This is a genomic window from Gilvimarinus polysaccharolyticus (assembly GCF_001187555.1).
GTDB classification, from domain to species: domain Bacteria; phylum Pseudomonadota; class Gammaproteobacteria; order Pseudomonadales; family Cellvibrionaceae; genus Gilvimarinus; species Gilvimarinus polysaccharolyticus.
Window position 1 is genome coordinate 208466 of sequence record NZ_LFIJ01000001.1, and the last position, 25226, is coordinate 233691.

A 25226-nucleotide genomic window follows, 5' to 3' on the forward strand; every position below is an offset into this window, starting at 1 on the left:
CAGTGATAGGCTATTTAATACAGTTTACGCATTAGAGTGGGCCTAGCGACTCTTGTGGTGTAAAATGTGGCCGCGTTAACTGGCACGGCCGATTGGTAACCGTTAATTTGTTACAGCTGTGGTGCCAACGGATAATAAATGTATTTGCGGCGCGGCCGCCCTAACCAACGGATGATGCTATGGCTGTGTATGTCTCTCGCAGCGCCGCTTGGGCGCCGGGTATTGAATCCATTGCCGACTGGCAGCTGTGGGCTGCCAATCCACAGCTTGTGCAGTCAGATGAGCCTCCTCAGGCGGCAGCCGTGCCGGCTATGACTCGCCGCCGCTTAACTCGTTGGGGGCGGCAGGCGTTAGAGGTGGCCGAACCATTAGCCGCAGACATCGACGATAACGTCCCCATTATATTTAGCTCTCGTCATGGCGATACCCGCCGTACGCTCAAGTTGCTACAAACCCTAGCCACAGATGAACCGTTGTCACCTAATAGTTTTAGTTTGTCGGTACATAACTCGGCGCTGGGGCTGTTTACCATCTTAAAAAAACTCAAAGCTCCCTCATTGGCGCTGGCGGCAGGGCAGGACACCTTGGCTGCGGCTTGGCTTGAGGCCGAGAGTTGGCTGGCCGATGGTGCCGAGCGAGTTTTGCTGGTACATACCGACGAACCGCTGGGTGAGTTTTATGCTGATTATGCCGATGTGCATGAAATGCCGGCCGCATTGGCGCTAATGCTAACCTCTCGCCCAGAGCCTGGTGCGGTGGCTGTCAGCCTTGCCATTCAGGGGCTCGATGATTCTGCCGCTGAGCCCAAGACGACTGAGTCGGCGCTTATGATACGATTTTTAGCTTGGTGGTATGGGCAGGAGCCGAGCTTAAAAGTGATGACTGATCAACATGTTTGGCACTGGACGCGCGATGTACAATTGGGTTAAATACCGCGCCGATAGACTCTGGCGTGTCGCCGCCACGGGTTTTTGCTTTAGTGTCTTTTCGTTGGGCGGGTTATTACAGTCATTATTAGTGTTTCCCATTATCTACGCGCTGCCGGGCAATCGCGAGCATAAGGCCCACCGGATACGGGCTTTACAGCAGCGCACTTTTGCCGGTTTTGTCTGGCTAATGGATGTTTTAGGTGTTGTGCGAGCAAAATTGCATAATACCGAGCTATTAGCAAAATCGCCGGGCTGTATTGTTATTGCCAACCATTTAACGCTGGTTGATGTGGTTATTTTGTTTGCCCATCTACCTCAAGCTAATTGCGTGGTGAAAGGTGAGTTGTGGCGCAACCGCTATCTAAAGGGCGTGATGCGAGCGGCAGGGTTTATCAGCAATGAAAGCGCCGAACACCTTTTGCGAGGTTGTCAAAAAGCTTTAAATGCTAATGAGGCGGTACTGATATTTCCAGAGGGCTCGCGTAATTTGCCTGGGCAGGGGCTGTGTTTTAAGCGTGGTTTTGCCAATGTTGCGGTACGCACAGGAGCTCCCATACTGACAGCGTTTATAACCTGCAACCCTTTGACGTTAACGAAAGGAGAGCCTTGGTACCGAATACCTCCAAAGTGCGCTGAGGTTAATGTATATTTTGCCGAAGTTTTACAGCCCGCGACCCTGATTGACGATTTTGAGGATAAACCTCGTGCGGCGCGTTTGTTAACAAGCTATTTAGAAAATTATTTTGAGGAAGGGTTAAAGCGTTATGGCTGATATAGCTGAAGAAATTAAGCAAATGATCATCGAGGAGTTGGAGCTGGAAGATATCAGCGTTGCCGATATCGATACCGATGCCCCGCTGTTTGGCGAGGGTTTAGGGTTGGACTCTATTGATGCGTTGGAGTTAGGTTTGGCCCTGCAAAAGCGCTTTAATGTAAAAGTGGATGCAAATTCAGAGCAAAACAAAGAGCACTATCGCAGTGTCGCCTCGTTGCGCGATTTTGTTTTGGCGCAACAAAGCTAATAGAGAGTGTCATGACTAAAGACGAAATATATTCAGAACTAAAAAATGTTTTAGTCAAATCTTTTATGGTCGACGAAAGCGCTATTTCGCTGGACGCCGGTCTGTATACCGATTTGGACTTTGACAGTATTGATGCCATCGACTTGGCGGCCAAAATTCACAGCGTAACCGGTAAGCAGCTAAAGCCCGAGCAGTTTAAAGAAGTTCGTACCATTGGCGATGCTGTTAATGTTGTCGATGAGCTTATGAGAAACGGTTGATGCGCTGGTTGGGCCTACTGGCCGCATTGCTCTTACTGTTATACCCGTTTCTGGTTTACTTTGGTGCCCAGAAACTTGAGCCGCGCTGGCTGGGTGTGATTTTTGCCGGCGTTTATTTGCTTCGCTTGGTTTTTGTCGTGCGTCATTGGTGGCAGCGCTTACTGTTGCTGGCAGTTATGTCGCTCGGTGCTTTTGTCTTCTGGTGGGTTAACAGTGAGACACTGCTTAAGCTTGTCCCCGTTTTTATTAACGCAGGTTTGGCGAGCTATTTTGGCTACACATTGTGGTGTCCTCCCAGCGTACCTACCCGCATGGCAACTCTAGAATACCACGGTGATCTACCGGCGGTAGTTCGCGGTTACACCGTTGCTGTTACCCGCCTATGGTGTGGTTTTTTTATTGTTAATGGCAGCATTGCCTTGGTCACCGCACTGTTTTTTAGCCGTGATGTATGGGCGCTTTACAATGGTTTAATAGCCTACATTGCCATAGGTTTATTGTTTGCGCTCGAGTACGGTTATCGGATATTGATTTTTCACAAAAAGCACGCGTTATGAGCACCTCGGTTAATTTTAGAGCGGCCGGCTTAGCTGGTGGTTCGCAAACAGTAGCATGGACGCCCCAGGGTGCAGTCAGTGCCGATGATCTGCGCGCGCGGGTGTTAACTCAAGCGCGCGCATGGAATCAGCTAGATGCTCAAAGCGTGGCTTTATGGTTGCCCGATAGCATCGAGTTTCTAGTCGCTTTTTTGGCCCTCGCGCTAGCGGGTAAACGTATTGTTTTGCCACATACCCTACAAGCTGGGGCCAGTGTGCAAATGGCTGAGCACTTTGATGCTTTGGTGGTCGATACGCCGCTGCCGGTGCTTAGTTGCCCACAGTATTCTCCGGCCGAGTTAATCGCGCGTACTAGCAGTGAGCTAGGTCGCACCGAGCTAAATGGCGAATATTGTTACGATACGCCAATAGACATTACGCTGTTTACCTCGGGCTCGACAGGTTTGCCCCAGCCGGTGCGTAAAACCTTGCGTGAGCTTGAGGCCGAAGTGGCGGTGTTGGCGCAGGATTTTCCTAGTGTTGGCACGGCTGCGGTCATTGCTAGCGTATCGCATCATCACATCTATGGGCTGTTACATGTGCTGTTGTGGCCGCTGGTGCGAGGTGCGGCTTTTGTCACCGAGCCGGCTCAATACCCCGAGGTACTGATCGAGCAATTAGCGCAATATGGTCCTGCTGTGTGGGTGGCAAGTCCGACACACCTAACACGCATGCCTGACTCTGAATTATTCTCTCAAGCAAATAGACAATTAGTAGAGTTTTTTTCATCGGGCGGATTACTGACTGAGGCGGCATCGTCAAAGCTCGTCCAAACACTTGGCTTCTCACCCATCGAAGTACTGGGCAGTACCGAAACTGGTGGTGTTGCATGGCGTAGACAAAACGATTCGCGACGCTGGCGTGCTTTATCGGGTGTTAAATTAACGCAATCGGCGCGCGGTTGCTTGCTGGTCTGCAGTGGCCATTTAGACTTACCACATGCGTTTGAAATGGGTGACAAGGTCGGTGCGTTTGACGCTAATGGCTTTGAGCTTTTAGGTCGGGTCGATAGTGTGGTTAAAGTCGAGGGTAAGCGTCTATCGCTCACTGAGCTGGAGGCGCGACTTAGCGAATCCCCTTGGGTTCAAGAGTGTCGTGCGGCGGTGATTCGAGGTCGGCGCGATGAGGTGGGTATTGTGGCCACGTTAACTGCTGCGGGCAGCCAAGAGCTTGAGCGCGCAGGTAAGCATAAAATGAATATTCAGCTGCGACATTTCCTCTCTGATTTTTTTGACCGCCCGGTGATACCACGACGTTGGCGCTACCTTGAGCAAATGCCACGCAATGCACAAGGGAAAATATTAATGAGCGAGATTATCGGCTGTTTAGAGGAGCGCCATTCGTAATGCAGCCTCCAGAGCCTATAGTGACTCAGCAAAGTGCTAATCAATTTACTTTAACGCTAGCACTGCAAGCACAAGATCCATATTTTAGCGGCCACTTCGACGGTTTGCCGGTATTGGCGGGCGTGGTTCAGCTCGGCTGGGTTGTCGCATATGCCGAGCGCCTTTTGGGCCGCCGCTATAAATTCTTGGGGTTAACGTCCAATAAGTTTTTACAGTTAGTGCGACCACCTGTAACACTGCAATTGAGTGTGCAATACGAGCCCGAGCATCAGCGCTTAAAATTTGCTTATAGTCTGCCCAATGGCGTGTGTTCTCGCGGCGCCATCAATGTAGAGGAAATGTCGTGAGCGAGCTGACTATTAAATGTTGTGCGGTTATTCCCGTGTACAATCATGCACATCTGGTAGGTTCTTGTGTCCGTCAGTTACAGGCGCAGGGATTAACCTGTGTGTTAGTCAACGATGGCGGCGATGCGGCCGCGGGTAATATTTTGCGGCAGCTGTGTGATGAGACTGGCAGCGAATTGTGTGAGCAATTTCCTAACGGCGGTAAAGGCAGTGCGGTACTGCTTGGTATGCAGCACGCGGCACGCTTAGGTTTTACCCACGTGTTACAGATCGATGCCGACGGCCAGCATAACGTGGCCGATGCGCCTAGCTTAATAGCGCTGGCCGCTCAGTATCCGCAGGCGGTGATCACCGGTGTTCCCGAGTATGACGAATCAGTGCCTAAGCACCGCTACTATAGTCGTTACCTTACCCATGTCTGGGTTTGGATAGAAACCCTGTCACTGGAGATAAAAGACTCTATGTGTGGGTTTCGAGTGTATCCGCTGGCGCCAACTTTAGCTTTGGCCCGCGATGTGCGCATTGGTGCTCATATGGATTTTGATATTGAAATTTTAGTACGTTTATCTTGGCGTGGATTAGCGATTGTCTCGCTACCCACTCGGGTTATTTATCCCGAGCACGGAGTTTCAAATTTTAGATTATGGCGTGACAACCTAGCCATTATTAAAATGCATACCTGCTTAGTCGCGGGTATGTTGCTACGGCTGCCGATTTTACTGGCTCGGCGTTGTAAAAAATCCCCGGAGCGGCCTGATGAGCGAACCTAAAGCGCAAGTAGAAGACGGCTGGACCGACGTGCGCGAGCGCGGCAGTTTATGGGCCATGAAAATATTATTTACCATATACCGTTGGGGTGGCTGTTATTTGGCGCTGCCTATTGTTTATTGCACAGTATTTTACTTCTTTATCCGTCGCGCTAGTACGCGGCGGCATTCGCGTTATTATTTACAGCGTGCGACAGGCGCTAAGCCCAGTTTGTGGCTTATTTGGCGTCACCATATGGCATTTGCCCGGGCATTGTTGGATCGTTTGGGGGCTTGGATGGGACGCATTAATATCGATCAGGTGAGCTTTCCCGATCGTCAGACCATGATCGATTTACAGGCCAAAGGGCGTGGTTGCATCCTGCTCGGCACTCATTTTGGTAATTTAGAAATGTGTCGCGCGCTAGAAGAAAATGATAACAAGCTAACCTTGAATGTTATTTTGCATACGGGTAATACCGAAAATTATAACGCTCTACTGGCGAGTGCAAGTGAGCTGTCTAGTGTGCGTTTAATTCAGGTGGCAGACATTACCCCCGCTACCGCGATTATGCTAAAAAACAAGCTGGATGATGGCGAATTTTTAATTTTATTGGCTGATCGACTGCCGCCAGGCAATGCACAGCGTTATTATACAGCGCCGTTTTTGGGCACTGAGGCACGTTTTCCTACAGGGCCTTTTTGGCTGGCGTTAATGTTGGATGCACCGGTATTTTTTATTGCCGGGTACGATACCGGTAATGGCTATAACATTCGAATTGCACCGCTGCGCGATGCGGGCCGTGTACCTCGGACCGAGCGCGATGACGTATGCCAAGCGATGCTGACAGATTATATAAAAGAGCTAGAGCCGCTGTGCCAAACTCACCCGTTACAATGGTTTAACTTTTTTGATTACTGGGGCGATGAACGCTCCACTGATAACAACTCTAGGAGTGATGTACCCAATGAGCAATAAACAGTCCGTCGAATTTGGCGCTCGACACATCACCATCGAAGATATTGTCGCTATTGCCCAAGGCCGCGGCGCGAGCTTAACCGACGATCCCGCTACTCGTGAACGTATTAATGCCAGCGCGCGTTTTGTACATGATTTGTGGCGCGAAGAAGGTGTCATTTACGGCGTAACCACCGGTTATGGTGATTCTTGCACCGTGTCTATTCCACCGCATTTAGTCGAAGAGCTACCGCTGCATTTAACGCGCTTTCACGGCTGCGGAATGGGCCGTGAATTCGATCCGACACATGGTCGTGCGATCTTAGCCGCAAGACTGGCATCCTTGTGCAAAGGTTATTCGGGGGTGCGTGAAGAGCTGCTTGAGCAATTGGTAAGCTACATCAACAAAGGTATTGTGCCGGTTGTGCCCGAAGAGGGCTCGGTAGGTGCCAGCGGCGATTTAACGCCCTTATCGTATGTTGCTGCTGCCTTAATTGGCGAGCGTGAGGTGTACATTGATGGCACCAAGCGCCCCACTGCTGAAGTACTGCGCGAGAATAATTTAACACCCATAAAGCTTATGCCTAAAGAAGGCCTAGCTATTATGAACGGCACCGCAGTAATGACGGCGGTAGCTTGTTTAGCGTTTGAACGGGCTCAGTATTTAGCCCGCCTAGCGACTCGTGTTACTGCTATGGTGAGTGTGGCGCTAAAAGGCAACACCAATCACTTTGACGCGCGCTTGTTCGCGGTAAAGCCGCATCCTGGACAAGGGCAAATAGCGGCTTGGATTCATTCTGACTTAAATGCCGCTAAAATCGAGCGTAACTCAGATCGACTGCAAGATAGATACTCGGTGCGTTGTGCGCCGCATATTATTGGGGTGCTGCAAGATTCTTTACCGTGGTTGCGTCAGTTTATCGAGATTGAGCTTAATAGTGCTAACGATAATCCGATTATTGATGGTGAAGGCGAGCACGTCTTACACGGTGGGCATTTTTATGGCGGCCACATTGCCTTTGCCATGGATTCATTAAAAGTGGCCGTGGCCAACTTAGCCGACTTAATCGATAGGCAGATGGCACTGCTTATGGATGTGAAATTCAATAATGGCTTGCCGCCTAATTTGTCTGGCGCTAGTGCCGAGCGGGCGATGATTAACCACGGTTTTAAAGCGGTGCAAATTGGCACCTCTGCGTGGACCGCCGAGGCGTTAAAACATACCATGCCGGCCAGTGTTTTTTCTCGTTCGACGGAGTGTCACAACCAAGATAAAGTCAGTATGGGCACCATTGCTGCCCGCGATTGTGAGCGTATCTTGGAGCTTACCGAGCAAGTGGTAGCGGCCGGTGTTTTGGCCGCAACCCAAGCCTTGCACTTGCGTCAACAACAGTCCGACTTTGATCAGGCCGCCATTACCGCGCCGCTAGCGGCCATGATGGCCGAGGTGCGCAAAGATTTTGAGATTGTCTCCGAAGATCGACCACTGGAAAGTATTTTGCGTCAAACGGTAGCGGATATACGCGCGCAGCGCTGGGAGCTGTACCCGAATGAGTGATAGCAGCACTTTAGTGCAAGCCAGTGTTGAACTGCGAGTGCCTTTTTATGATGTCGATAGTATGGATATCGTTTGGCATGGCCATTATTTAAAGTATTTTGAAGACGCCCGCTGCGCGCTGCTGGATAAAATTGATTACAACTACCAAACCATGCGCGACTCGGGTTATGGCTTTCCGGTGGTCGATGTCCGGTTAAAGTACGTAAAACCGGCGACGTTTAATCGCATCATTCGGGTCGATGCCACTTTAACGGAATCGGATGTGCGGTTAAAAATTGATTACCGCATTGTTGATGTTGCAACCGATACAGTACTCACCAAAGGTTACAGCGTGCAAGTGGCCGTTGCGCTTGACACGGGCGAGATGGGCTTTGCGTTGCCCGATATTGTAGGTCATAAACTTGAGCGCTATTGGCGCGGGGAGACTCAGTGACCATTAGAACTTTAGCTGGCGGTAACGCCGGTATGTCAACTTGTCTGAAAGCGAATGCCAAGCAGGCGTTAAAAGTTTTGGGTTTATGGCTGTGTGTTTGTTCGAGCATAAGTGTTGCGCAAGGTGTATTTGATTATCCGATTAAGACGGGCAGCGCCGAAGCGCAAACGCTAGAGTCTATTGCTGCTGAGCTGCGCCAAAACTTACCGCTCAATGCTGCCGTCGAACAACAAAAGTATTTGGCTGTTTTACGCGAGCCGATGATCTCTACTGGCGCGCTTAATTTAACCGCTGATGGCGATTTGCATTGGCGTATTGCCGAGCCTTTTGCCGTAAGTTATTCAATGACCGCTGGCGAGCTAACGCGAACCATGGATGGGGCTGTCGAGATCATCAGTGCCTCGGCCGAGCCTGCGCTGTATGGTTTTTTTCAGTTGTTTAGCCGTTTGTTTGAGTTGAGTTTGCAAGAGTTAAACAATTACTTTGCCGTGTATTTGTTGCCGCAAGCCGATACTGATGAGCGCTGGGTGATTGGTCTCACGCCTGAGGATACCCGGTTAAAAAAAGTTTTAGCGCACATTATTGTACAGGGTAAAGATGGCGCGATTGAGCAAGTCACGCTCACCGAACCCGGCGATGATTACACTCTATTGAAGTTTTCCAACATCCCAGCTGACAAGGTTAAATAACTGTTGTGAATGGTTTGTCGGTGGCGCGAGGCTTGAGCGGATGTTGGCTGTTGGTTATGTTGCTGTTGGCAATATGGCAGCTGCCCAAGCTAGCCCTAGATAGCAATATTTTAGCGCTGTTCCCCGATGCCGATTCACGCACGGCAGAGGCGCGTGTCGAACAGACACTCTCTAAGCGCTTCGAGCGCAGTGTGGTATTGCTGTTAGGTGCCGATGACGATGCACAAGCACGTCAACTATTGCCAGTAGTGATGGACTCATTACAGCAATGCAGTTGCTTTGAATTAACTCAAACGGATTTGTCTGGTGCTGCACTGGAGACGTTATATCGTGGCCATACGTCGGCGTTATTGACTCCGCAGTGGCAAGAGAAGCTCGCGACATTAACCCCCGAACAATTGCTTGATCAGGCGCAGCGGCGCTTACTGACACGCCCCGGCGGCATGAGTGCCGCCTCGCTTATTCATGACCCGCTGGGAACTTTAGCCGATTTTAACCGCGCCACTAAGCCTGCAACCAATATCCGAATCGATGCCTCAAGCAACCCTTATGTGGTTATCAATGAGCGACGTTTTTATGTTGTTCCGCTTACCTTAAGTGGCTCGCCTTTTAATGTTGCGCTGCAAAATCAAGCGCACGATGCACTGCAGCGCGCCGAAGGTATTTGGCGTGATTTAAGCGGCGCTAAAGTACTTAAAACTGGCGCGCTGTTTTACACCCTTGCAGGCACCGAGCAAGCACAGCAAGAGATGTCCACCGTCGGGTTAGGTTCGCTGCTCGGTATTATTGTTTTATTGCTGTTGGTCTTTCGCTCGCCAGCGTTATTGCTGTTGGCTTTTGTGCCGCTAGCTGCCGGAGTGTTGGCGGGGTTGGCCACTAGCTCACTTATGTTTGGTGCCGTGCATGTGGTGGCGTTGGTGTTTGGTGCGGCACTGGTGGGGGTGGCGATTGATTACGGCTTGCATTATTTTTCGGCGCGTATGGCGCTGGGGCCGCAGTGGCTTGCGGGCGACGGGACGCGGCATCTACTGCCGCCGCTAGCATTGGGATTGGCCACCAGCGTGGTGGGCTACTTAAGCTTTATTGCCGCAGGTTTCCCTGGCTTTACGCAAATAGCGGTGTTGTCGAGTACGGGCTTAATCACGGCATTAGCCACGGTTTTACTGTTGTATCCGCGTCTGCTGGCAAAGGCTCCGAAGCGCTCGGTGCCGGTTTATTTACAGCGCTTGGTGATGGCAGCGGGACGCTCACACGAACGCTTGTTGCGACCCGTTGCGCGACCTGTTTGGTTGTTTTTAATTTTATTGATACTGACGGTGCTGTTAACGTTTGCGCCCAGCAGCGACAGTATTCGACAAATGCAGCAGCCGAGTCCTACGCTGGTAGAAATGGAAGCTCAAGTGCGCAATAGTTTAGGCGCTGGTGCTTCACTGCAGTATGTGTTGGTGCAGGCTCCAAGTGATGCGGTGTTACTGCAACGAATCGAACAAGCTGCTGAGCGCTTGCATAGCTTACAAGCAACATCGGCGTTAGCGGGTTTTGATGCATTAACACGAGTGTTGCCATCGCCTATGCAGCAGCAGGCCAATCGTGCGAGTTGGCAGGCGGCGGTAGTCGACGCCGGCGTACTTAAACAGCTGGCCGAGCGCTTACAGCTTACCGCTGCGGCGTACCAAAAAATGCTAAAGGCCACCGGGAATCCTGTAGCTGTGTCATTGCCTGAACTGCAGTCGACGTTAACTGAGCGGCCGGATCTGCCCTTGTATCTTGCAGACAATGACGGGCATTACAGTGCTATAAGTTTAACTGCACCACTCAATCTCGAGGCAATAACACAAGCGTTAATAGGGCTCGAGGGGGTGAGCTTGGTTGACCCTGTGGCGCGCACCGATCAGCTGCTTAAACACTACCGACGCAGCGCCGCTGGCTTGTTGTTGTTTGCCTATGCTTTTATCGCTTTATTTTTGACGCGACGTTATGGCGGGCTTGGGGCGTTGATGGTGGTTTTACCTCCAGCTCTTGCCAGTGTGTTTGCTTTAACGCTTATCAGCGTATTAGGCCAGGCGTTAAATGTGTTTCATATGATGGCACTGTTGTTGGTACTGGGTATTGGTATTGATTACACATTATTCTTACGCGAGGCACGTACAGAGCAATTGGGGACGCGCTTGGCCATTGGCTTGTCGACACTGACCACCGTATTATCGTTTGGTTTGTTAGCGTTGTCGGCCACTGCAGCGATTCACAGTTTTGGTTTAACAGTTTTAGTTGGGATTATATTAGCGTATTTTCTGGCGCCACTAGCGGTGTTGGCAAAGGCGACAAAAATCACGTAATGGAGTCACTATGGCAGAGCCAATAGAAAATCTAGATGTCGTTATTATTGGTGCGGGTCCGTCAGGAGTCGTCGCGGCGATGTTGTTGTGGCAAAAAGGGTATCGTATCCGAGTGCTCGAGCGGCAACACTTTCCGCGTTTTTCGATCGGCGAAAGCTTGTTGCCGCAATGTATGGTTTATCTGGAGGAGGCGGGCCTGGCCGATGTTGTCAATAACGCTGGGTTTCGTTTAAAAAATGGTGCGGCATTTGGTTGGGGCGAGCGCTATACCTGGTTTAATTTTGAAGAAAAGTTCACTCAGGGGCCAGGCACCACGTTTCAGGTCGAGCGTGCAACGTTTGATAAATTGCTGGCCGATGAAGCGATCCGCAACGGCGTTGATATTCGCTTTGGTCAAACCATTACCGCTTACGAACAAACCGAGACTGGCTCACGTGTGACCGCGCGAGCTGATGATGGCAGCGTGACACAACTGGATTGCCGTTTTGTACTAGATGCCAGTGGTTTTGGGCGAGTGTTGCCCAGTTTGCTGGATTTAGAAACACCGTCAAATTTCCCAGTGCGACAAGCGTTGTTTACTCACGTGTTAGATGGCATTGATGGTGAAGCGTTAGATCGCGATAAAATCTTAATTACTGTCCACCCTAAAGAGCGAGATATTTGGTACTGGCTGATTCCGCTTACGGACAAGAAATGTTCTACCGGTGTCATTATTAGCCAAGAAAAACTCGACTTACGTAAAGGTGAAAATCCAAAAGAGCTGCTGCTAGAGCTTATTGCTGAGGCACCCGAGTACCAAAAATTATTTGCCAATGCTGAGTGGCCCATGGAGGTTAAACAATACGGTGGAAGCTCGCGTAATGTAAAGCAGCTGGCCACTGACCGTTACGCATTGTTGGGTAATGCGGGTGAATTTCTCGATCCAATATTTTCCTCTGGCATCACCATAGCTATGCGCTCGGCCAGTACTGCGGTGGCAACTTTAACACGTCAGCTAGAGGGCGAAACAGTAGATTGGCACAAGGATTATGATCTGCCGCTGCGTCAAGGGGTCGATACTTTTAGGGTGTTTGTTGAGGCATGGTACGAGGGTTTGTTTCAAGACATTATCTTTTTTGATCAGCGTGGCTCCAGTGTGCGGGATATGATCTCGTCAATTTTGGCCGGTTATGCTTGGGATATGGAGAATCCATTTGTGGCCGATCCGGTTCGCCGTATGAACACCTTGGCTAAATTTTGCCGAGCGGAGGGCGTATAAACAATGCGCCTGATGGCACGGAGTGTAGTGTTGTTAATGAGCTTGTGGGCGACTGCGTGTTCGACAGTGCTGCCATTTAGCGCTGGCAAGGCTTGTCTGCCGCTGCTAGATAGCACTGCTCGCTTAAAAGTGCAGTATGACGGGCACACCGAGTACCTATTGCTACGCACCGAGCAGAATGCGGGAGGCGTTGTTTTTGTCGCGCTGGATACTATTGGCTCGCCGCAATTTAGCGCTAACCTCAATAATGGCCAATTGGCGCTTGAGCGCTCGCCGCTATACCGTGGTCTCGAGCCTGCGGTATTGTTATGGGGGTATAATTGGTGGCAGTTGCGCACAGAGCCACGTGCTATTTGTGCCGAGAGTGTCGGTTTACAGTTGCATCAAACAACAAGCACGTTAAGCTTGACGCAAAATGGGCAGCCGAGCTGGCATTGGAGTTCGGCGCAGCCTATGCAATTTGATTTGCCACAGCTGGGGGCTCGCGTCAGTGTGATCCCCCTTGAGAAATAATCATGGCGACATATCTAACAGATTTAGGGCTAGTGAATGCATTGGGGGCTGGGCAACAAGCCGTAAGCCAAGCATTGTTTTCTGGAGAGCAGGCGCTATCGGTTTGCGACTGGGTGCCGGGCCGGACAACATATACGGCTGCGGTCAGCGCAAACTTGGCCCCCGTGCCTGACTCTTTAGGGCTGTTTGCTAGTCGTAATGCCCAATTGGCAATCACCGCACTCCATCAGATCAATACCACGGTTAAGCAGGCCTTGGAGCGTTACGGTAGCCAGCGTGTTGCCGTGATCGCAGGTACCAGTACGTCAGGTATTGCCGAGGGCGAAACGGCCATTAAAGCGCAACTGCAGACCGGCCAGATTCCCTCTCACTACCATTATCGTCAGCAAGAGATTGGCAATTTGTCGGAGCTGGTGGCACGGTTTACTGGGGCTACTGGGCCGGCTTACACGCTGTCTACCGCGTGTTCCTCCAGTGCCCATGCGCTGGGTTCAGCGAAACGACTGCTGGACGTCGGCTTGGCGGATGCTGTGATTGTGGGCGGTGCCGATTGTCTGAGCCGATTAACCGTCAATGGTTTTGCCGCACTCGATTCGGTGAGCTCTGAGCCGTGCGTGCCTTTTAGTGTTAATCGCGCGGGCATTAATATTGGCGAGGCCGCGGCCTTTTTTTTGGTCACCCGTGAACCGCTGCTTTACGATATAGAGTTGCTAGGGGTGGGGGCTTCATCCGATGCGCATCATATATCGGCACCGGATCCATCTGGTGCCGGCGCTGAATTAGCCATTAGAGCCGCGTTAACATCGGCGCGCTGCGAGTTGCGCGAGGTAAATTATATCAACTTGCACGGTACTGGTACTCCGCTAAACGATGCAATGGAGTCTGAGGTGGTAGCCCGTTTATTTGGCCACCAACCACTGTGCAGTAGCAGTAAAAGCCAGTTGGGGCATACGCTGGGTGCGGCAGGTGCAACCGAGGTGGCGCTTTGTTGGCTTGGCTTACAGGCAAACCGCGTACCGCCCCATATGTGGGATAACAACCCAGACCCGGCGCTGCCTGAGCTGCAATTTGCGCCGTTAAATAGCACTCTCTTTCCTACTGCGCCACGGGTCTTACTCAGCAATTCGTTTGCCTTTGGTGGCAATAATGCGGCCGTTATATTGGGGGATTCGCGCGCGTGAACTTGGCTGATTTAATTCCACATCAAGCGCCCATGCGCCTGATTGATAAACTGCTGAGCAGTTCGCAACTCGATGTCGAAGTCGCGGCTGAGGTGCGCGCAGACAACGTTTTTTACGATGCCGCGAAAGGTGGTGTACCCGCTTGGACGGGCATTGAGTATATGGCACAAACTGCTGCCGTGTGGGTGGGGTTAGAGGATTCGCGCGCGGGTAAAAAAATTGAACCGGCTTTTCTAATCAGTACTCGCCAGTATACGGCTCATTGTCCGCAGTTTGAGTTGGGTGAATCGCTGCGAGTTTGTGTCCATGTGAATTTGATCGATGGCTCTTTGGTCGCTTTTAACGGAGCCATTTACAGCGCTCACAACGCTGACAATAGATTACTGGCCGAGGCGGTTTTTACCGCGTATCGGCCCGATGACGTAGCCGCTTATTTAGCGGCAGCAGAACCTGAACTTACGCAAGGAGTAATACCATGAGTCGCCGGGTATTGGTTACCGGATCGAGCCGTGGCATCGGTCGCGAGATTGCTTTAGAGCTAGCCCGCCAAGGGTTTGCTATTACCGTTCATTGTCGCACCAACCGTGCGCAAGGTGAGGCGGTGGTAGAGGATATCCGTGCACTTGGCGGCACTGCCGAGCTGGTGTGTTTTGATGTGGCTAATCGCTCCGAGGTACGCGCTGTACTCGAGACTGTAATCGCCGAGCACGGGGCTTTTTACGGTATTGTTTGCAACGCGGGTATTACTCGTGACAATGCGTTTCCGGCAATGTCCGAAGACGATTGGGATAGCGTAATTCACACAAATTTAGATGGTTTTTACAATGTTGTGCAGCCATTAGTGATGCCTATGGTGCAGGCGCGCGCAGGCGGCCGGATTGTGACCTTGTCGTCAATTGCGGGACTTGCTGGCAACCGGGGTCAGGTAAATTATAGCGCCACCAAAGCCGGTTTGATTGGCGCCACCAAAGCCTTGGCGTTAGAGTTGGGCAAACGCAAAATTACGGTTAATTGTGTCGCGCCAGGTATTATCGAAACCGATATGACCGATGCCGTATTTGCCGAGGAAGCGAAAAAAATGATTCCGCTTAAACGCTTTGGTACCGCTTGCGAGGTGGCAAGTTTAGTGGGCTACCTAATGAGTGATTCGGCCAGTTACATTACCCGCCAAGTTATTTCTGTAAACGGCGGGATGCTCTAATGCGCAGGGTGGTGATAACCGGTGTGGGTGCCGTAAGTGCGCTGGGCAATAACTGGCATGAGGTGCAAGCGGCGCTGGCGGCTGGGCATAATAAAATTCAGCGCATTGATGACTGGGATGATATAGCCGGGTTAAATACTCGCTTGGGTGCGCCAGTCGACTTTACAACGCCGGCGCATTATCCGCGTAAAAAGCTGCGCAGTATGGGACGGGTGTCGGTAATGGCGGTTAGCGCCACCGAGCAAGCCTTGGCTCAGGCCGGCTTAGTGGGTGATCCGTGTTTAACCAATGGCAGTACCGGTGTTTCTTACGGCTCGTGTATTGGGACCCCAAGTGATGTCCCCGCGTTGACTCGCGTCGTCACCGATCGCACCACCATTGATTTAACGGCCTCCACTTATTTACGCACGATGACTCATACGGCTACGGTTAATATTGGTTTGTTTTTCAATATGACCGGACGCATTATTCCAACCGCATCGGCTTGCACCTCGGGTAGCCAAGGCATTGGTTACGCTTACGAGGCTATTAAATATGGCATGCAAGATCTTATGGTGGCGGGCGGCGCCGAAGAGTTCCATGTAACGCCGGTGGCAGTGTTTGATACCTTGTTTGCCACCAGCACTCGCAATAATGAGCCGACCTTAACGCCGCGCCCGTTTGATACCGGCCGCGATGGCTTGGTGATTGGTGAGGGCGCCTGCTCGTTAATTTTAGAAGAATATGAACACGCTCGTGCTCGTGGCGCCAATATTTTAGGTGAGATAGTCGGTTACGGCACCAACTCTGATGGCGCTCATGTGACTGAGCCTAGCGCCGCAACTATGAGCCGAGCTATGCAGTTGGCGTTAGCCGATGCCAAGCTTAGCCCGGAGCAAATTGGTTATGTAAATGCCCACGGTACAGCCACCGCTAAAGGCGATATTGCCGAGAGCCACGCAACTGTGGCGGCATTGGGTGCCGGTAAACCTATTAGCTCGCTTAAAAGTTATATCGGCCATACGTTAGGTGCTTGTGGTGCGTTAGAGGCGTGGATGAGTCTCGAGATGATGAACAGTGGCTGGTTTGCCCCGACCATTAATCTTGAACAGGTCGATCCTGCATGTGCTGAATTAGATTATATTCAACACACTGGGCGTGCTATCGAGTGCGACTATGTGATGAGCAACAATTTTGCCTTTGGTGGTGTTAATACGTCTTTAATTATTAAGCGTGGTCCATCATGAATCGTGTTGTGGTTACCGGTATGGCCGGTATCACCTCGCTGGGAAGTGATTGGGCGAGCCTTTCTAGCGCCTTAAAAAATGGTCGCAGCGGTATTCGCGCGATGCCTGAGTGGGGCGTGTTTAAAGGTTTGGATACCCAAGTGGCCGGTCCAGTGGACGATTTTGTCAAACCTAGCAGTTACCCGCGTAAAAAAGTTCGCAGCATGGGGCGGGTGGCACAAATGGCAACCCGCGCGACCGAGCTGGCGCTTATTGAGGCGGGTTTGGAGAACGACCCAGTACTGGTTAGTGGTCAGTGCGGAATTTCCTATGGCTCATCAACCGGCAGTACCCCAGCCACGCAACAGTTTGCGAAATTACTTAGCAGCCAAGATTTAACGCGGGTAACGGCCACCAATTATGTACAAATGATGAGCCACACCACGGCGGTTAATTTAAGTATATTTTTTGGCGTAAAAGGGCGGGTTTACACCACCTCATCGGCCTGTACCTCGGGCAGTCAAGGCATTGGTTACGCTTACGAGGCGATTAAAAACGGTTACCAATCGGTAATGATTGCCGGCGGTGCGGAAGAGCTTTGCCCCTCTGAGGCGGCCGTGTTTGATACTTTTGGTGCGGCCAGTACTAAAAATAACGCGCCGAATACGACCCCCAGCCCATTTGATATTAATCGTGATGGTTTAGTGATTGGCGAGGGTGCCGGTACCTTAATACTCGAGTCGCTCGAGCATGCTCGCGCCCGTGGCGCTACTATTTATGCCGAGGTGATTGGTTTTGGCACCAACGCCGACGGCGCCCATATTACCCAGCCTGATGCCGACAGCATGCAAGCTGCAATGCAGTTGGCATTAAAAGACGCCGGTTGCACGCCTCAAGCGATCGACTATATCAATGTGCACGGTACCGCTACGCCCTGGGGCGATGTTGCCGAGAGTGTAGCGACGGCGGAAATTTTTGGCGATACTGTCCCGGTAAGCAGTATCAAAGGGCATATTGGCCACACATTAGGTGCAAGTGGCGCGATTGAGGCATGGGCAAGTATTGCCATGATGCGTGAGCATTGGCTAATGCCCACCTTAAATTTATCGCAGTTAGACCCAGAGTGCGCCAAGCTTGATTATATTACCCAGTCACCTCGCGCCACCAATGGCGACACGCTTATGAGCAATAGCTTTGCTTTTGGCGGCATTAACACTTCGCTAATTTTTCGAGTGAATACTCTTTGACACCGTTAACGTGCACCTTTATTGGTGCAGTAACTTCTATAAATGGCGCCTAACGGCGATTAAACGTTTAGGCGTTATGGGTATGGCATGATCGATCAGTGGCTGTTTTACCTACTGGCAATACCGGTAGTGTTACTTGTGGGGTTATCGAAAGGCGGCTTTGGTGGCGGTTTGGGCTCGCTCGCGGTGCCAGTGCTATCGCTGGCTGTCGATCCGCGTTTAGCCGCGGCGGTGTTACTACCTATCTTATGCAGTATGGACCTTGTGAGTCTATGGAGCTTTCGCGGTCAGTGGGACAAACGTAATCTTAAGATTATGTTTCCAGGCGTGATACTCGGTCTTGCTTTTGGTGCGGCCATGTTTACTTACATGGATGCCAATATGATCCGCCTGTTGGTGGGGCTTATGGCGTTGTATTTTGTTGGCCACTACTTATGGGGGCGGCATGTTTTGCAGCGCGTTGCGGTGCAATCTGCCAGTGTGGTGCGCGGCAGTTTTTGGAGTGCCATTGCCGGTTTTGTCAGTTATATCGCCCATGCCGGCGGCCCGCCTATTTCTATTTATTTGTTGCCGCAACACTTGCCTCGCACTGTATTTGTCGGCACCACGGTATTGTTTTTTAGCGTGGTTAATTTTATTAAATTAGTGCCTTATGTGGCGATGGGGCAATTGGATATGAGTGCCCTTGTGACCTCTTTGGTGCTGTTGCCGTTAGCGCCTATTGGAGTCTGCTTGGGGGTGTTTTTACACCGCCGAGTAAGCGACAAATGGTTTTATGGTGTGTGTTATGTATTGCTGGGCGTCGCCGGTATAAAGTTGGTGGGCGAATCGCTACTGACTTGGATCGGCGGTTAGTTTTTCAAGTAAATTTGAATTTAAGTCATAAAGCCTAAATCCGCGCGATCAAACTTGACTAAGTTAGGGAACGTATTGGCAAAGTCGGCCGCTGGCAAGCCAAACCAACTGGCAAGTGTCGCGCCATACTGATCTATAGCCGTGGTAGGGATAATACGCCCCTCGCCAATATCATCGTCACTGTTCAGCTCAAGCGATGGCAGCGTGCCGTATATATGGCCACCGTTGACGGCGCCCCCAGTAATCAAATGATGACCGCCCCAGGCGTGGTCGGTGCCATCGCCGTTGCTAGTGAGTGTTCTGCCAAAATCGGACATCGTAAAAGTAGTGACTTGATTGGCTAAACCTTGCTCAGCGATAGCATTGTTAAAGGCGCTGATCCCCTGAGATAATTCATTAAACAATACCGGTTGCCTATTGGCCTGATCGCCGTGAGTGTCGTAATCGCCCATTCCCACAAAATAAATTTGGCGCTTTACGTCGAGTGCGTCGCGGGCTGAAATTAATCGTGCCACCATCGCTAAATCTGTCGCCAGCTTGCCCTCTGGAAACTGTGTATTGAGTGGCGTCTGCGTATCCAAGGCGGATTTCACATCTCCTGCCAGTGTCCATGCGCGTTCTTGCACATTGGCGTACTCCCGTTGAAATATATGATTATCAGCGCCTTGCATAAGTGCTCTGAACACTTGTGCCCGTGACACCTCTTGAGGGTCGTCGCTGTGGGCGTCAAAATGATTGAGTAGTTCGACCCCAAAACCGTTTATGGCATAAGGGAAAACTTTAGAACCACTTTGAAATATATTGTTGCCACTCAATGAGATATTCATGGAGAGCTGCTGATTGATGTTCATAGACTGCAAGATATCTGCCGCGCGACCCGCCCAGCCGGTAGTCGCAGTATCGCGAGCGAGTGATTGGACAAATGTTTGTTGATCATTGTGAGAAAAAAGTTGGGGTGGCAGTAACGCTTGGTGATTGTTGTAGCGCTGCTTGCTGACAGGCTCAATGAGCGAACCGCAATTGGCTAATACTGCCAGTTGACCAGAATTGTATAGTTGTTGCAGAGCGCTCATTGATGGGTGAAAGCCATAATCGTGGCTGCCCGCACTCATCGGCAACAGATCTCCCTGAGCAATGGCGAGGTTTTGTCTGACGTTAGCGTAACGACTGTATTCAGAGGCTGAGGTTGGCACGATCATATTGTAGGAGTCGTTGCCGCCAAATAGAAAAATACACACTAGAGCTTTATAGTCGTTGTCGCCAGCGGTTTGTGCCATGGCAAGTTGCATGCGTGAGCTTAACGCGGCAAAGCTTGCACTGCCTAAACAGGCCGCAACGCTTTTTCTTAAAAATCGACGACGTGATAGTGAATCGTATTTCATAGGTAACTCTTATCGCTGTATGGCGTAGTAGGGGGAGGCGACGATTAAGCTTGCCGCATCAAAGACGCGTAGACGCTTGGAGTACTCGTCAGTGGCGCTGTAGGCCATGTTGTCAATATGCTCGATCAGTAAATCGCGAGCCGCAGAGTCAATCTGACCGGCTGTCAGTAATAAGTCGAGGCGGTCGATCAGTGCGCTGGCATCAGACGAGATATTTTTTTCAGTGGTAATATCAATAGCGGGTACGGCGATGTCCCAATCGTATCCAGCCTGTTGGTTCTGCACCCAAGTTTCATCGATATCGCGCCAAAAAATGGCTTCAGTTAACGAGTTGGTTTTGGCGATCATCACACTCTCTGTGTGTATTTGAAATTCTGGCGCGAGTAACTCAGATGTTTTTATATTGCCCGAGTGTGAGTAATCGGGGCGGTAAAAATTAAACACTGAGAATGAACCAAACGGGCGTTGTCCTAATTTCCGGTCAGAGCTTAAGTAGCGAATACGTTTGCCAGTGGTTTGGGTTCCGGCTGCATTTAGCACGGCTATTCCTTGTGCGTTAAAAGTTCGCCAGATGTTAGCCAGTTGTAAAATGGGCTCGCGCAATTTGCCAAAGGTATCGGTTTTTTGGGTATGACCGTTTTGTGCTTCGGTATCGGTTAAAATACTACGCACAAGCGCTTGCATATCACCGCGTACGCCTAGTCCGTTGTCATTAAATACGCGTGCGGCGCGCTCTACGTAGGCTGCGCTTGGGTTGCTGGTAACAAGCCTTTGGATTAACTGCTTACTGATAAATGGGCCGACGTTTGGATGGTTAAAAAGATTGTCCAGTGCCATCGACATATCTTGCTCGGCCGTTTGGCCTGCGGGTAAGGTGGTGTTGTTTAATAAAGTTTTAGCGTCGCTATCGTGTATCTGTTGATAAGCTTTCATCGGCAGTGTTTCGCCAATGGCATCGCTGGTCCACTGCCACCACTGATTGGTTGTGGCAAAGTTCCAGCCGGTAAAGATTCGAGCAAATGCTTTGATGATGTCTTGATTGTAGGTGGGTATCGGTTTTTCTTGTGTATCTTTTTTTACAGTGCCGTCAATGTTTAGCTCAACCAGACCGATACTAAATAATTGCATGACCTCGCGAGCGTAATTCTCGTCCGGCCTTATGTTTTTTTCTGGGTTGGCTTTTTCGTTACGTACCATGCTTAGATACTCCCCCATCATTGGATGCAGGGTGACAGACTCTAACAATTCACGGTAGTTACCAAAAGCATTGTGCAGCAGCATGTCCTGATAGCTGGCGATGCCGCGAGTATCGTTATAAAGCACATCGGATACATTGGAGATGACAAATATTTGGCTTAGTGCAAAAGCCACTCGTTGACGTAATTGGTCTTCACTGCGTAACACTACCTCCCACCAGATATCACTGCGTTGTAAATCACGATAATAACCCTCCGCGCCCTCGGCCTCTGGATCGGGTGTCGCTTGCCAGCCCAGTGATAAAAACCGCTCGTCCAATAAGGGCAAATGCAATGTCGGGGGCATGTTAAGTTGTTCTTGCAGCCACGCGGTTTCGCCTTTGTTTAATACCTCAAGTACCGATGTTTGGGTGGGGCCAAAAGTTGTTTGTTGTAAAAAGCGTGCAGCTTTAACGGCATCGGGCCACAATTGGGTGTTATAAGCGGGCAGCTCGGTGATGAGGCTTGGCTCGGGTTCTGGGGTGGGTTCCGGTTCGGGAACAGGGGCTGGGGTAGGCTCGGTGCTTGGTGGAGGGGTATCGCTAGGACCTGCGTTAGAGCTGCCAGAGCCCCCGCCACAACTTATTAGTGCCAGTATTAATACAGATATAAGAGCCGGCGAAGATGGCCGAATGTAACGCCGTACTGTTGCAAGGTTAAAACTTTTAATTAACATTTTTGTGTCATCGCCTTGTTTACTTTTTACTATGCCAGTGATTGTGGTAAAAAACTATGCATGTCTTAGAGTATTTAGGTATCAAATAGAGCGCAAAGTTGGGTGCAGCGGTATTACGATATTCGAATGATTCAGCTGTCACCTCGGCCGATCAGTAAGTACAGATTACAAACCGCTGGTATTGAGTTATTTTTGAGTATTTCCGTATGCTTATTTAGCAGTAAATTGCGTATCTGTGAGTTTTTGTATTGTGCTCTGAATAATGCATCCCGTAGCCCGAGTTAAGTGGTCCTTTGGTGGATCGCTATGCTTTGTATGCAAAAGTTAAGTTAAAACGTGAGCCTATTTACCAGAGCGGCAACCTAGCTTATAGTGCTTTTAACTATAATGAAATTAGGAGGTCGCCATGCGCACCGGTCACACTCGTGCCTCACTCTGGGGTTTGTTATTTATTGTATTTTTTGCATTAACATCAACGGCCTGTGGCGGTGGCGGCGGTAGTAGTAACGGTGGCGGCTCGACGGTAACGCCGCAACCACAACCTGAACCGCAACCCGAGCCTGAACCAGAGCCCGAACCAGAGCCTGAACCAGGGCCCGAACCTGAACCTGGCCCGGTAACAGATATACCGGCCGGTGGTGTCTCGGTGATAAGTCAAACTCCCGCCGTTGATTATGTTTTTTGGGAAGGTAACAACCAAGGTCCTGTGGGCTCGGCGGCGACTGTTGATGTCGAGCACGAGCAGTTTTCTCAGGCGGTACGTGTATCGGTTAGTAATCCATCGGGTGAGTTTTACAATGGTCAGCTGCAGTTTCCCACCAATGTGGCATTAAACAATGGCGATGTACTGTTGCTGCATTTGTACTTTCGCTCAGTAGAAAACACTTACGAAACCGGTGCCGGTTTTGCAACTGTATTTATGGAGACGCCAGACTTTAGTAAGTATGTACAGCATCCGCTGAGCAGCACCGGTGAATGGAACGAGTATTTTATACCATTGCAAATGCCGCGCTCTGAAGCCGCAGGTGAAGCAATAATTAAAGTTGGTTTTGGCGATGGAGATCGCGCTCAAGTGTTTGAAGTGGGTGGTGTTCAGCTGCTTAACTATGGCAACTCTTTAACTTATGACGATCTTCCCATTACCCAGCTAACCTATGAGGGCCGCGCTTTAGATGCGAGTTGGCGAGCAGGCGCAGAAGCGCGTATCGAGCAGAATCGCAAAGGTGATTTTACCGTAAAAGTAGTTGATGCCGATGGCCTAGCCGTCAGTGATGCTGAGGTTAATGTTGAGTTTGTGCAACATGCCTATCACTTTGGCTCAGTGACAGTGGGTAGCCGGTTAGTGGGCGAAGGTGCAGATAACGATAAGTACCGTGAAAAAGTACTTGAGCTATTTAATCAAAGCGGCCCCGAAAACGATTTAAAGTGGGGTCCGTGGGAGGGCGAGTGGGATTCGAGCTTTAATCAAGCTACTACCATTGCGGGCTTACAGTGGCTTAAAGATCACGATTTTTATACCCGTGGTCACGTTTTAGTTTGGCCCTCAAAGCGTAACCTGCCAGAGTTAATGCAAAGCTATTTGCCCGAGGATAACCCAGCTGCGGCAGACCCCGCTGCCAAGCAGGTGATACTGGAGCATATTGATGACATTACCAGTGCCACCGCCGGTGTATTAGACGAGTGGGATGTGCTGAACGAGCCGTATGACAATCACTATTTAATGGATGCTTTTGGTGATGAGGTTATGGTGGATTGGTTTAACCAAGCACGGGCCAACTTGCCGACTCATTTGTTGTATATCAACGATTACTCAATATTGTCTGGTGGTGGGCGCAATTTTTCTCACCAAGATCATTACCAGCAAACGATTCAATACTTAAAAGACAGTGGTGCGCCGATTGATGGCATTGGTTTGCAGAGCCATTTTGGCACTTCACCGACCTCGATAGCGCGTATTTACGATATTATTGATCGCTATCATCAGGCGTTTCCTGAGTTAAAGATTCGTGCTACTGAGTTTGATGTAAACACCAAAGATGAAGCGCTGCAGGCTGATTTCACTCGTGACTTTTTAACCATATTCTTTAGTCACCCCGCCACAGTAGGCGTGCAAAATTGGGGCTTTTGGGCCGGTGCTCACTGGAATCCTGACGCCGCTATGTTTACTCGCGACTGGCAAGAGAAGCCCAATGCCGTAGCTTGGAAAAAAGCTGTTTATGACACTTGGTGGAATGATTTCTCGGGTATTTCTAATGAGCAGGGTGAGTACGCCAATCGTGGTTTTTATGGCAAGTATCAAGTCACTGTCAGTTCGGCTGGGAGCGAAACCGTTCATATGATTGAGTTGTTGCCCGATGGTGAGTCGGTGTTTACGTTGCCAATGGCGCCTTAACGGGCGCTTATAAGTGGCTATCTGGCCGATAGTGCTCTATCTTTAAAAGTGGTACTTTAAATAGCGGCACATCACCATTTGCCGCTTAACTGCCCCGGCTAATGGGTGCACAACGCAAAGTTAAATTGAGGATAGCTACATGGCGTACGTCACAATTGATGGTGAAACTTACGAGAAAGAACTGTTGGAATTGGCTAAAAAACACACCACTGGTCGTGGTGAAGGCAATATCTCTAAAGATGAGGTGTTGGATTTAGTCAAGTCGGCCAAAGACGGTCCGGGTGTGACCGAAACTGAGTTAAGAACACTGCATTATATCCGAGCTAATTTTCCGTTTACGGATGCTGCTGCGGCTTTATTTGAACAAGAAATTGCAAATCTTTAAAAAACGGAGAAATAAAGTACATGAGCTTATTAAATATGGCAGCCGAGCTGTTTTTAAGCCAGTTAGGAAGTAAGGGTAATGGCGTTGGTCTGCAACAGGTAATGGGCGGACTAAAGTCGTTATTACCTACCGAAGGCGGCGAACTGGACGTCCAGTCACTGCTTAAAATGGTGACTCAAAATGGTGGCGGTATAGCCGCGATGGCGCAATCTTGGTTGGGTGATGGCGAGAATAAATCGCTCAGTGGCTTGGATATTAAAAGCCTGTTTGGCACCGATCAAGTCTCTGAGTTTAGTGATCAGGTAGGTGTCGATACGGATACCGCTGCGGAAGGTTTGGCAGGTATGTTACCTAAGCTGCTTGATAAAAGCAGTGAAGGTGGCAATTTGCTGGGCAGTGTGATGTCTTCGGGTGCCGGCTCGTTGTTAAAAGGGTTATTTTAACCCAATAAAACCCATGCAGGGCGGCAACTTTAT

Annotated in this window: 26 protein-coding genes; 24 read left to right on the forward strand and 2 right to left on the reverse strand. The window is 50.3% G+C overall.

Annotated features, from left to right (window positions below):
- Nucleotides 1-179 precede the first annotated feature (179 nt).
- From GILYN3_RS00820 to GILYN3_RS00920, 21 genes are all read left to right on the forward strand, one after another.
- Nucleotides 180-929, forward strand: a complete 750-nt coding sequence (locus tag GILYN3_RS00820) for a beta-ketoacyl synthase chain length factor (RefSeq protein ID WP_049721094.1) — start codon at nucleotides 180-182, stop codon at nucleotides 927-929.
- Nucleotides 913-1701 (forward strand): lysophospholipid acyltransferase family protein, encoded by a 789-nt coding sequence (locus GILYN3_RS00825; protein ID WP_198147253.1) that lies wholly within the window; start codon nucleotides 913-915, stop codon nucleotides 1699-1701. The genes GILYN3_RS00820 and GILYN3_RS00825 overlap by 17 nt, the downstream gene beginning before the upstream one ends.
- Nucleotides 1694-1951, forward strand: coding sequence for a phosphopantetheine-binding protein (locus GILYN3_RS00830; protein ID WP_049721096.1), 258 nt, complete (start codon nucleotides 1694-1696; stop codon nucleotides 1949-1951). Before GILYN3_RS00825 ends, GILYN3_RS00830 begins: the two co-directional genes overlap by 8 nt.
- Nucleotides 1952-1962: 11 nt before the next feature.
- Nucleotides 1963-2211, forward strand: coding sequence for an acyl carrier protein (locus tag GILYN3_RS00835; protein WP_049721097.1), 249 nt, complete (start codon nucleotides 1963-1965; stop codon nucleotides 2209-2211).
- Complete coding sequence (locus tag GILYN3_RS16585) at nucleotides 2208-2768, forward strand: COG4648 family protein (protein WP_157484823.1); 561 nt, start codon at nucleotides 2208-2210, stop codon at nucleotides 2766-2768. Before GILYN3_RS00835 ends, GILYN3_RS16585 begins: the two co-directional genes overlap by 4 nt.
- Entirely contained in the window at nucleotides 2765-4153 is a 1389-nt protein-coding gene (locus GILYN3_RS00845; RefSeq protein WP_049721099.1) for an AMP-binding protein, read from the forward strand. Before GILYN3_RS16585 ends, GILYN3_RS00845 begins: the two co-directional genes overlap by 4 nt.
- Nucleotides 4153-4500, forward strand: coding sequence for an ApeI family dehydratase (locus tag GILYN3_RS00850; RefSeq protein WP_049721100.1), 348 nt, complete (start codon nucleotides 4153-4155; stop codon nucleotides 4498-4500). The genes GILYN3_RS00845 and GILYN3_RS00850 overlap by 1 nt, the downstream gene beginning before the upstream one ends.
- The gene (locus tag GILYN3_RS00855; RefSeq protein WP_084004989.1) at nucleotides 4497-5270 is read left to right on the forward strand and encodes a glycosyltransferase family 2 protein; all 774 of its coding nucleotides are present in this window, start codon (nucleotides 4497-4499) and stop codon (nucleotides 5268-5270) included. The genes GILYN3_RS00850 and GILYN3_RS00855 overlap by 4 nt, the downstream gene beginning before the upstream one ends.
- Complete coding sequence (locus GILYN3_RS00860) at nucleotides 5257-6225, forward strand: LpxL/LpxP family acyltransferase (RefSeq protein ID WP_049721101.1); 969 nt, start codon at nucleotides 5257-5259, stop codon at nucleotides 6223-6225. The genes GILYN3_RS00855 and GILYN3_RS00860 overlap by 14 nt, the downstream gene beginning before the upstream one ends.
- Nucleotides 6215-7762, forward strand: a complete 1548-nt coding sequence (locus GILYN3_RS00865; protein ID WP_049721102.1) for an HAL/PAL/TAL family ammonia-lyase — start codon at nucleotides 6215-6217, stop codon at nucleotides 7760-7762. The genes GILYN3_RS00860 and GILYN3_RS00865 overlap by 11 nt, the downstream gene beginning before the upstream one ends.
- Nucleotides 7755-8195, forward strand: a complete 441-nt coding sequence (locus GILYN3_RS00870) for an acyl-CoA thioesterase (protein ID WP_049721103.1) — start codon at nucleotides 7755-7757, stop codon at nucleotides 8193-8195. The genes GILYN3_RS00865 and GILYN3_RS00870 overlap by 8 nt, the downstream gene beginning before the upstream one ends.
- Nucleotides 8192-8884, forward strand: coding sequence for an outer membrane lipoprotein carrier protein LolA (locus GILYN3_RS00875; protein ID WP_049721104.1), 693 nt, complete (start codon nucleotides 8192-8194; stop codon nucleotides 8882-8884). Before GILYN3_RS00870 ends, GILYN3_RS00875 begins: the two co-directional genes overlap by 4 nt.
- A 5-nt stretch (nucleotides 8885-8889) precedes the next feature.
- Nucleotides 8890-11220, forward strand: coding sequence for an MMPL family transporter (locus tag GILYN3_RS00880; RefSeq protein WP_049721105.1), 2331 nt, complete (start codon nucleotides 8890-8892; stop codon nucleotides 11218-11220).
- A 10-nt stretch (nucleotides 11221-11230) separates the two neighbouring features.
- Nucleotides 11231-12478 carry an NAD(P)/FAD-dependent oxidoreductase gene (locus tag GILYN3_RS00885; RefSeq protein WP_049721106.1) on the forward strand — a complete coding sequence of 416 codons (1248 nt, stop codon included), beginning with the start codon at nucleotides 11231-11233 and terminating at the stop codon, nucleotides 12476-12478.
- 3 nt (nucleotides 12479-12481) lie between these two features.
- A complete protein-coding gene (locus GILYN3_RS00890; protein WP_049721107.1) occupies nucleotides 12482-12991 on the forward strand; it encodes a hypothetical protein in 510 nt (169 codons plus the stop codon).
- Nucleotides 12992-12993: 2 nt separating this feature from the next.
- Nucleotides 12994-14172, forward strand: coding sequence for a beta-ketoacyl-ACP synthase (locus GILYN3_RS00895; protein ID WP_049721108.1), 1179 nt, complete (start codon nucleotides 12994-12996; stop codon nucleotides 14170-14172).
- Nucleotides 14169-14651, forward strand: a complete 483-nt coding sequence (locus GILYN3_RS00900) for an ApeP family dehydratase (RefSeq protein WP_049721109.1) — start codon at nucleotides 14169-14171, stop codon at nucleotides 14649-14651. The genes GILYN3_RS00895 and GILYN3_RS00900 overlap by 4 nt, the downstream gene beginning before the upstream one ends.
- On the forward strand, nucleotides 14648-15373 hold the full coding sequence (locus tag GILYN3_RS00905) for a 3-ketoacyl-ACP reductase FabG2 (RefSeq protein ID WP_049721110.1): 726 nt from the start codon (nucleotides 14648-14650) through the stop codon (nucleotides 15371-15373). The genes GILYN3_RS00900 and GILYN3_RS00905 overlap by 4 nt, the downstream gene beginning before the upstream one ends.
- Nucleotides 15373-16599: a beta-ketoacyl-ACP synthase gene (locus GILYN3_RS00910; RefSeq protein WP_049721111.1), complete on the forward strand. Its 1227-nt coding sequence runs from the start codon at nucleotides 15373-15375 to the stop codon at nucleotides 16597-16599. The genes GILYN3_RS00905 and GILYN3_RS00910 overlap by 1 nt, the downstream gene beginning before the upstream one ends.
- A complete protein-coding gene (locus GILYN3_RS00915) occupies nucleotides 16596-17825 on the forward strand; it encodes a beta-ketoacyl-ACP synthase (protein ID WP_049721112.1) in 1230 nt (409 codons plus the stop codon). The genes GILYN3_RS00910 and GILYN3_RS00915 overlap by 4 nt, the downstream gene beginning before the upstream one ends.
- An 87-nt stretch (nucleotides 17826-17912) precedes the next feature.
- Nucleotides 17913-18680, forward strand: coding sequence for a sulfite exporter TauE/SafE family protein (locus tag GILYN3_RS00920; protein ID WP_049721113.1), 768 nt, complete (start codon nucleotides 17913-17915; stop codon nucleotides 18678-18680).
- A gap of 20 nt (nucleotides 18681-18700) precedes the next feature.
- Here the strand turns inward: GILYN3_RS00920 and GILYN3_RS00925 are convergent, their stop codons facing one another.
- Together GILYN3_RS00925 and GILYN3_RS00930 are read right to left on the reverse strand one after the other, a co-directional pair.
- On the reverse strand, nucleotides 18701-20062 hold the full coding sequence (locus GILYN3_RS00925) for a DUF1501 domain-containing protein (protein ID WP_049721114.1): 1362 nt from the start codon (nucleotides 20060-20062) through the stop codon (nucleotides 18701-18703).
- Nucleotides 20063-20071: 9 nt separating this feature from the next.
- On the reverse strand, nucleotides 20072-21973 hold the full coding sequence (locus tag GILYN3_RS00930) for a DUF1800 domain-containing protein (protein ID WP_084004991.1): 1902 nt from the start codon (nucleotides 21971-21973) through the stop codon (nucleotides 20072-20074).
- Between the two features lie 406 nt (nucleotides 21974-22379).
- On the opposite strand from GILYN3_RS00930, the gene GILYN3_RS00935 reads away from it, so the two are divergent.
- The 3 genes from GILYN3_RS00935 (at nucleotide 22380) to GILYN3_RS00945 (ending at nucleotide 25193) form a co-directional block, all read left to right on the forward strand.
- Entirely contained in the window at nucleotides 22380-24365 is a 1986-nt protein-coding gene (locus GILYN3_RS00935) for an endo-1,4-beta-xylanase (RefSeq protein ID WP_049721115.1), read from the forward strand.
- Between the two features lie 139 nt (nucleotides 24366-24504).
- On the forward strand, nucleotides 24505-24750 hold the full coding sequence (locus GILYN3_RS00940; protein WP_049721116.1) for a hypothetical protein: 246 nt from the start codon (nucleotides 24505-24507) through the stop codon (nucleotides 24748-24750).
- Nucleotides 24751-24770: 20 nt separating this feature from the next.
- A complete protein-coding gene (locus GILYN3_RS00945; RefSeq protein WP_049721117.1) occupies nucleotides 24771-25193 on the forward strand; it encodes a YidB family protein in 423 nt (140 codons plus the stop codon).
- Nucleotides 25194-25226: the final 33 nt, after the last annotated feature.

What these genes read in the sequence shown, in the direction of transcription:
- GILYN3_RS00820 (WP_049721094.1), top strand. Translation starts at nt 180, where the DNA reads ATGGCTGTGTATGTCTCTCGCAGCGCCGCTTGGGCGCCGGGTATTGAA.
- GILYN3_RS00825 (WP_198147253.1), top strand. Translation starts at nt 913, where the DNA reads ATGTACAATTGGGTTAAATACCGCGCCGATAGACTCTGGCGTGTCGCC.
- GILYN3_RS00830 (WP_049721096.1), top strand. Translation starts at nt 1,694, where the DNA reads ATGGCTGATATAGCTGAAGAAATTAAGCAAATGATCATCGAGGAGTTG.
- GILYN3_RS00835 (WP_049721097.1), top strand. Translation starts at nt 1,963, where the DNA reads ATGACTAAAGACGAAATATATTCAGAACTAAAAAATGTTTTAGTCAAA.
- GILYN3_RS00845 (WP_049721099.1), top strand. Translation starts at nt 2,765, where the DNA reads ATGAGCACCTCGGTTAATTTTAGAGCGGCCGGCTTAGCTGGTGGTTCG.
- GILYN3_RS00850 (WP_049721100.1), top strand. Translation starts at nt 4,153, where the DNA reads ATGCAGCCTCCAGAGCCTATAGTGACTCAGCAAAGTGCTAATCAATTT.
- GILYN3_RS00860 (WP_049721101.1), top strand. Translation starts at nt 5,257, where the DNA reads ATGAGCGAACCTAAAGCGCAAGTAGAAGACGGCTGGACCGACGTGCGC.
- GILYN3_RS00865 (WP_049721102.1), top strand. Translation starts at nt 6,215, where the DNA reads ATGAGCAATAAACAGTCCGTCGAATTTGGCGCTCGACACATCACCATC.
- GILYN3_RS00870 (WP_049721103.1), top strand. Translation starts at nt 7,755, where the DNA reads ATGAGTGATAGCAGCACTTTAGTGCAAGCCAGTGTTGAACTGCGAGTG.
- GILYN3_RS00885 (WP_049721106.1), top strand. Translation starts at nt 11,231, where the DNA reads ATGGCAGAGCCAATAGAAAATCTAGATGTCGTTATTATTGGTGCGGGT.
- GILYN3_RS00890 (WP_049721107.1), top strand. Translation starts at nt 12,482, where the DNA reads ATGCGCCTGATGGCACGGAGTGTAGTGTTGTTAATGAGCTTGTGGGCG.
- GILYN3_RS00895 (WP_049721108.1), top strand. Translation starts at nt 12,994, where the DNA reads ATGGCGACATATCTAACAGATTTAGGGCTAGTGAATGCATTGGGGGCT.
- GILYN3_RS00905 (WP_049721110.1), top strand. Translation starts at nt 14,648, where the DNA reads ATGAGTCGCCGGGTATTGGTTACCGGATCGAGCCGTGGCATCGGTCGC.
- GILYN3_RS00910 (WP_049721111.1), top strand. Translation starts at nt 15,373, where the DNA reads ATGCGCAGGGTGGTGATAACCGGTGTGGGTGCCGTAAGTGCGCTGGGC.
- GILYN3_RS00915 (WP_049721112.1), top strand. Translation starts at nt 16,596, where the DNA reads ATGAATCGTGTTGTGGTTACCGGTATGGCCGGTATCACCTCGCTGGGA.
- GILYN3_RS00920 (WP_049721113.1), top strand. Translation starts at nt 17,913, where the DNA reads ATGATCGATCAGTGGCTGTTTTACCTACTGGCAATACCGGTAGTGTTA.
- GILYN3_RS00925 (WP_049721114.1), bottom strand. Translation starts at nt 20,062, where the DNA reads ATGAAATACGATTCACTATCACGTCGTCGATTTTTAAGAAAAAGCGTT.
- GILYN3_RS00930 (WP_084004991.1), bottom strand. Translation starts at nt 21,973, where the DNA reads ATGTTAATTAAAAGTTTTAACCTTGCAACAGTACGGCGTTACATTCGG.
- GILYN3_RS00935 (WP_049721115.1), top strand. Translation starts at nt 22,380, where the DNA reads ATGCGCACCGGTCACACTCGTGCCTCACTCTGGGGTTTGTTATTTATT.
- GILYN3_RS00940 (WP_049721116.1), top strand. Translation starts at nt 24,505, where the DNA reads ATGGCGTACGTCACAATTGATGGTGAAACTTACGAGAAAGAACTGTTG.
- GILYN3_RS00945 (WP_049721117.1), top strand. Translation starts at nt 24,771, where the DNA reads ATGAGCTTATTAAATATGGCAGCCGAGCTGTTTTTAAGCCAGTTAGGA.